At 63.9% G+C, this 5,789-nt stretch carries 8 protein-coding genes and 1 tRNA gene; 5 read left to right on the top strand and 4 right to left on the bottom strand.

The genetic code is table 11. From position 1 onward, the window contains the following. Positions 1-19 precede the first annotated feature (19 nt). From EOA29_RS22625 to EOA29_RS22615, 3 genes are all read left to right on the top strand, one after another. A complete protein-coding gene (locus EOA29_RS22625; RefSeq protein ID WP_245468519.1) occupies positions 20-1,354 on the top strand; it encodes a multicopper oxidase family protein in 1,335 nt (444 codons plus the stop codon). Between the two features lie 395 nt (positions 1,355-1,749). Next, a complete protein-coding gene (locus EOA29_RS43165; RefSeq protein WP_245468518.1) occupies positions 1,750-1,974 on the top strand; it encodes a hypothetical protein in 225 nt (74 codons plus the stop codon). Between the two features lie 385 nt (positions 1,975-2,359). After that, positions 2,360-2,578 (top strand): hypothetical protein, encoded by a 219-nt coding sequence (locus tag EOA29_RS22615; RefSeq protein ID WP_126091276.1) that lies wholly within the window; start codon positions 2,360-2,362, stop codon positions 2,576-2,578. 133 nt (positions 2,579-2,711) lie between these two features. Here the strand turns inward: EOA29_RS22615 and EOA29_RS22610 are convergent, their stop codons facing one another. The 4 genes from EOA29_RS22610 to EOA29_RS22595 form a co-directional block, all read right to left on the bottom strand. After that, entirely contained in the window at positions 2,712-3,128 is a 417-nt protein-coding gene (locus tag EOA29_RS22610) for a curlin (protein ID WP_126091277.1), read from the bottom strand. A gap of 267 nt (positions 3,129-3,395) precedes the next feature. Continuing rightward, positions 3,396-3,797, bottom strand: a complete 402-nt coding sequence (gene csgH / locus EOA29_RS22605; RefSeq protein ID WP_126091278.1) for a curli-like amyloid fiber formation chaperone CsgH — start codon at positions 3,795-3,797, stop codon at positions 3,396-3,398. Positions 3,798-3,860: 63 nt separating this feature from the next. Next, positions 3,861-4,298 carry a curlin gene (locus EOA29_RS22600; protein ID WP_126091279.1) on the bottom strand — a complete coding sequence of 146 codons (438 nt, stop codon included), beginning with the start codon at positions 4,296-4,298 and terminating at the stop codon, positions 3,861-3,863. 348 nt (positions 4,299-4,646) lie between these two features. Beyond that, positions 4,647-4,722 (bottom strand) — tRNA-Ala (locus EOA29_RS22595). A gap of 142 nt (positions 4,723-4,864) precedes the next feature. On the opposite strand from EOA29_RS22595, the gene EOA29_RS22590 reads away from it, so the two are divergent. Together EOA29_RS22590 and EOA29_RS22585 are read left to right on the top strand one after the other, a co-directional pair. Further along, the gene (locus EOA29_RS22590; RefSeq protein WP_126091280.1) at positions 4,865-5,155 is read left to right on the top strand and encodes a YggT family protein; all 291 of its coding nucleotides are present in this window, start codon (positions 4,865-4,867) and stop codon (positions 5,153-5,155) included. Positions 5,156-5,169: 14 nt separating this feature from the next. Continuing rightward, complete coding sequence (locus EOA29_RS22585) at positions 5,170-5,484, top strand: DUF167 family protein (protein ID WP_126091281.1); 315 nt, start codon at positions 5,170-5,172, stop codon at positions 5,482-5,484. Positions 5,485-5,789 lie beyond the last annotated feature (305 nt).

Below are 5,789 nucleotides of genomic sequence, written 5' to 3'. Positions count from 1 at the left end.
CGCGGCCGGCCTCGCCGGCATTGGCGCCTCGACTATCGGCAGGTTGACCGGGCTCGCGGCGGCGAGACCTGAGCCGGTTATTCTGAAGACTTCAAACATCGAGGCGAAGCTGATGGAGGCCGGTCCGACCAGGAACGTGCTCACCTATGGCCAGGCAGGCCCACCGCCGGTCGTCAGGATGAGGAAGGGCAAGCCGTTCGCCGCGCGGCTCATCAATGGCATCGACGACCCGACGACGATCCATTGGCACGGCATCCGCGTTCCGAACAAGATGGACGGCGTGCCGTTCATGATCCAGCCTTATGTCTATCAAGGCGATCATTTCGACTATGCCTTCACGCCACCCGACGCCGGCACATTCTGGTACCACCCGCATTGCAACACGCTGACCCAGACAGGCCACGGGCTGACCGGCGTGATCGTGGTAGAAAATCCCAACGATCCGGAATTCGATTCCGAGGTGGTGATCAATCTGCGCGACTGGCGCCTCGGCGACGACGGCCAGTTCATCGAGCAGTTCCGGCCGCGCGATGCGGCAAGGGCGGGCACCTATGGAACCGTGCGCACCGCCAACTGGCTCGACCAGCCGCAATATGACGCGCCGGCAGGCGGCCTGGTGCGGCTGCGGGCCGCCATCACCGACGTCACCCGCATCTACGCCTTCCGTGTCGACGGCGCGGAAGCGGAGGTCATCGCGCTCGACGGCAATCCGGTGCCGCTACGCTTCGCGCCCGACGCCCTGCAGCTCGGACCTGGCCAGCGGCTGGAGCTTGCCATCCGCATGCCCGACGACGAAGGCGCGATCGTCAGCCTGCGGGACGTCAGGGGCACCAAGCCGAAGATTCTGGCGACGCTGCGTTCAGTCGGGAAGTCGCTCAAGCGCGACCTGCGCGATCTTGGCCCTTTGGAGGCCAATCCGGTGGCGGAAGTGGACCTCGCCGGCGCCGGGCGCATTCCGCTGGCGCTCAGCGCCACGGCGGAAAACGTCTCGGCCGACAGCATCTGCGGCTCGATCGGCTACAGTTTCTGGGCGATCAACAAGGTTCCGTGGCCGGGCGACACGCCGGATCCGACCGCGCCGCTGGCCGAGCTGAGGCTCGGCAAGAGCTACATCATCGACATGGAGAACCTCACGCCGCATTCGCATCCGATCCACCTGCACGGCATGAGTTTCAAGGTGCTGTCGTCCTCGACCCGACAAGTGCAACCGCTCGTCTCCGACACCTATCTCATCCAGCCCGACGAGAAGGTGCAGCTTGGCTTCGTCGCCGACAACCCCGGCGTCTGGCTGCTCCACTGCCACATCATCGAGCACCAGAAGACCGGCATGACGAGCTATTTCCGGGTGGTGTGAGCGCACGTGGCGAAAGGTGCTCTCGCCTTCGACCGGAATTCGCGGATTTCCTCGGGTTGACGCTCTTGCCAGATTGCCTAGGTAGGCAGGAGGGCGCTGGGGCGGCACGCAATTCCGACCGACGGCATGACATCTTCTCGCATTCGAAAACTTGCCCTTGTTGCGGCAGGCATCTCGATCCAGTCTTCCTGCGTCATCCCCAACGACACATCGAGCATCGCCAAGGTCGACGCCACCACGGCCGCCGCCCGCAAGGAGATGATCGGTCTCAGCGAGGCCGACGTTCGCATGTGCGCCGGCTTTCCGACAGCTACCGCCGATGTGGGAGCTTCCGGCCGGATCTGGACCTATCAGCGCACCGTTCAGCGCGGCAATCTCAGCATCGCAAGCCGACCATGGCCGTGGGCGCGATCCCGGCGGTTGGAGGGTCCGTCAACGTCGCTCCCGGCGGCTATTGCAACACGCAGATCCGGATGCTCAACGGCCACGTCGCCGAGGTGGCCTATGCCGGCGACAACAATCTGCCGAACAGCCGCGACGCGCTCTGCGTCAGCACGGTGGACGCCTGTGTGGCTTACGCGCGCCAGCGCAATCGCAGAGCGACGGCGGTCTCCAGGTGAGTGGGGCCAGCCGAGGCCGCACGGGAGCACCCATATTTTTGGCGGCCATTGGAAGCCCGCGAAGAATGGCCTGCGGTCTCATGCGCCGTCTGTTTCGAGGGGATGGCGCGGAAAACTTCAGGCCTGAAGGGCAAGGCTTTGAGCACGCCGCCATGCGAACATGATCTAACGCTTATATGTGCGGCGGAAAATCAAAGTGATCACCGGCCGCCCCAAATCGTCCCCAATCAGGGGGTTCTTCCGGCCCGAACCTGGAGACGATGGAGAGGTCGATGAAATTGTCTGTTCTTGCCCTTGCCGGGGCTATGCTGGCGCCGACGTTCGCGCTGCAGGCGGCGCCAATGATCGCGGCGCCGGACAGAGACAGTCTGGTCCAAGAGCGCATGTGACATGCGCGTACCTGACCGAGGACGGCTACTGCGTGCGGCCGCACAAGAAGCATATGTATTGGAAGCCCAAGCACCACTACCGGCAGATCTACCGCACCTATGAGCCGCAGCCGGACGAGTATTACTGGCGCTATCAGCGTCCGCGGCCGGTCATCCGGGTCATTCCCAACGATCCGCCGCAGGATGAAGACAATTGGGATGATTGGGACAATTGAGGCTCTCTGAGGCCGAAAGCTGCCCTGCGTTTTACAGGGGCCGCTTGCAGGCCTCGCGGGCTGTAACCGATCATCGGGTTGCGGATGCATAGCCGGACAGTCGTCCACGCATCCGCAATCCGCGGCTTCTCGCCTACCAGCCGAACAGCACGGCTGCCCCGCTCTGGCCGTTGCCGGCCTGCGCGGCGTTGGCGTCGGTGTTTCTGCCGAACTGGAAAATGCCGTAGGAATTGTCGTTGCCGTCCTGCCGCAAGACAGCGGAATGCCCGCTGCCCTCCTGTCGAATTATGCCGAGGTTGCCCGCACCGTCCTGACCTAGGCCGGCACGGTTGTTCCGTCCGAACTGCCTGATATGGGCGCCGCTGCGCAGCCCGTTGTAGATCGAATAGGCGCGCAGGCCGAGGTCCAGCGCCCGCGCGTCGCGGGCAGCGCGAGGCGAGTAGTAAAATCCGATCGAACCGCCCGCCTTTGCCGGAGCGGCGACAAGGGGCAGGCCGATGGCCGCGGCGAGCGCGGCGGCGTGGACGAGCTTCGTGATCTGGCGGTTCATGTTACGTCTCCTGGCGGGTTCGACCGTTGATGAGGAACAGTCGCATAGCCAAGCTGAACCGTGACGGAAGGGATCGTTCAGCAGCCGTTCAAGACCTGGAGCGATTCAGCCTTTGAAAGAATCGCTGACGCTCCAAGTATTTGTTTTCACGCAATTACGGATGGAGAATCGCTGCTCACTTTCCAGGAATTGTTCCTGGCCTGATGGAAATGGCGAAGGGCTCCGGTTGCCCGAAGCCCTCCTTCGATCAATCGAGAGAACTGGCGCTCAGGTCGCGCCGGACACCTGCTTGACGCAGCTGATGCTCGCTCCGCCTGCGGTCACTTTCAGCTTGACGTCGTAGGCAGCGCCGTTTGCCCCGACGCTCATCCGGCCGAGCGATGCGCGACTGCCCGGTCCGGCTTCGAAGGCGCCGCCTTGCCGGATGTTGGCGGAGCCGTAGGTGCCGCCGCCGGAGACGCTGACCGTGTAGATGCCGTTGATGCTCCTGTCGGCATAAACCAGGGGCTCCAGCAGGATTGCGTCGCCTTGAACCGTATCTCGTATCTCGCATCGCAGCAGCCCGGAATTCGCGCCATCCTTACCGGCCGCCGCACCGGCCGCGCCGGCGGCGATCACGGCCAGGAGCGCCGCCGATGCCGCTGCTGTTCGGTTGTCCAGTCTGGTCATGGATGATCTCCTCGCCATCTCAGGATGACGGCCGGCAACACCGTTGCCGGCCGTCCATATTGTTCAGGGGCAGTCCTGGACGAAGGCGGCGACATTGCCGCTGCCGCCCTGGCCGACGTCGGCATTGCACCCGTGGCCGACTTGAACGCCGGCGGCGATGTTGCCGTTGCCGTCCTGCGTCAGGATCGCGGTGTGGTTCGAGCCGAACTGGGCAATGCCCGCGGCGTTCCGGCTGCCGTACTGATAGGTCGCGCCGTAGTTGTTGACGCCCTGCTGCCCGATCACCGACCGGTTGCGATGACCATATTGCTGGCCGATGGCGGTGTTGAAGCGGCCATCCTGGTAGACGTGTATGCGGTTGCGGTAGCCGTGCTGGGCGCCGCCGGCGGAATTGCGCCAGCCATATTGTTCGATGTTGACATCATTGGCCATGGCGGGCGCGACGGCGGAAAAGCCGACGACGGCTGCAAGAGCTGTGGCGATGATTGACGTACGGGTCATGGGACCTCTCCTTCGATGCGGCAGGGGACCGCGGGTTGAACGGCCCCTTTGTAGGAGGTTGGCCCGGAACGGAGGCTGAAGGCTCCATTCAGCGAAAATTCATGACCGCTTCGGTTGGACGTTTCAGGGCTGCAGCAGCCATCCGATCCGGCGAGATCACAATTCAGGACGTCTTGCCGCCGCGGCGTTTGACCGAAAATCAGCGCTGGGAGATGGCGCCGCCGGCGCACCGAACTCATGCGGCGGAAAACAAAAGTGATTTCCGGGCCGATCTAAAAGAGGTTGTTCGGTTGGCTCTGGGGTTTGCGGTGGCGTGCAAGGCCGGCACCGTGGCTCGCAAAATCCCGCTGGTGGAGCTGAGGGGGATCGAACCCCTGACCTCATCATTGCGAACGATGCGCTCTCCCAGCTGAGCTACAGCCCCGTTCCAGCGGATGGGCTTGTATCGGTCGCGGCGGTTTGATGTCAAGGCGAAACGGATCGCCTGACGTCGAGGCGTCGATGCCGGCGGGCCTTGCCGGTTCGCCAAGCAATGGCTACATGTCGGCGACAATTTGGAGACCGGCATGATCGCCCTCATTCAAACCATCGTCATGGCGCTCGACCTCTATTGGTGGGTCATCATCGCCTCGGCGATCTTTTCCTGGCTCTATGCCTTCAACGTCGTCAACTCGCGCAACCAGTTCGTCGGCACCGTCGCCAACATGCTCTACCGGCTGACCGAGCCGGCGCTGCGGCCGATCCGCCGTTTCATGCCCGATCTCGGCGGCATCGACATCTCGCCGATCATCCTGCTGTTGATCATCTTCTTCATACGGCAGTTCCTGCTTACCACTGTCCTGTCCCTGGTCGTCTGAGGCCGGTCCCGCCGATGAGCGCGCCGTTCCGCCCGCGCGACGATGGCATCGACCTTTTCGTGCGGCTGACGCCAAAGGCGGCGCTGGACCGGATCGAAGGTGTCGAGACGGCGGCCGACGGGCGCAGCCATTTCAAGGCTCGCGTTCGTGCCGTGCCGGAGAATGGGGCGGCCAATGCGGCGCTGGAGCGGATGATGGCCAAGGCGCTGCGTGTTCCGGCGTCAGCCGTTTCGGTGGTTGCCGGGGGGACCGCGCGGTTGAAAACACTGCGTATCCGCGGCGATGCGCGTGAGCTGGCGAAAAGCGTCGAGGCACTTTCCGGCAGCTGAGATCGTATCGATCAGAATATCGCCAGCTCACCTCCCCCGTTTGCGGGGAGGGGACTATTTGACAAACCCGGCGATGGCACGGTGACGGGTCGGGCCGCAAAATGACCACGTCCGCCGGAGGGGCGGCGGGCACTGACCAGATGGAAAACCGCCAGGTCCGGCTGGCTACAGCAGCCAGTCTGTCACGAAGCTCGGAACATGTGTGCCGTGCTGGTCAAGCGCGTCAGCCGCATCGACCGGCAGAGTGACGTCCGCATGAGGCGCGAAGTGATCGCCGGCGGAGGGGTGATCCGGAACCACCGCCG

Source organism: Mesorhizobium sp. M1E.F.Ca.ET.063.01.1.1 (genome assembly GCF_003998155.1).
In the GTDB taxonomy this organism is placed as follows: domain Bacteria; phylum Pseudomonadota; class Alphaproteobacteria; order Rhizobiales; family Rhizobiaceae; genus Mesorhizobium.
The sequence above is the reverse complement of the archived record's forward strand: the minus strand, read 5'-3'. Positions and strand labels throughout refer to the sequence as shown.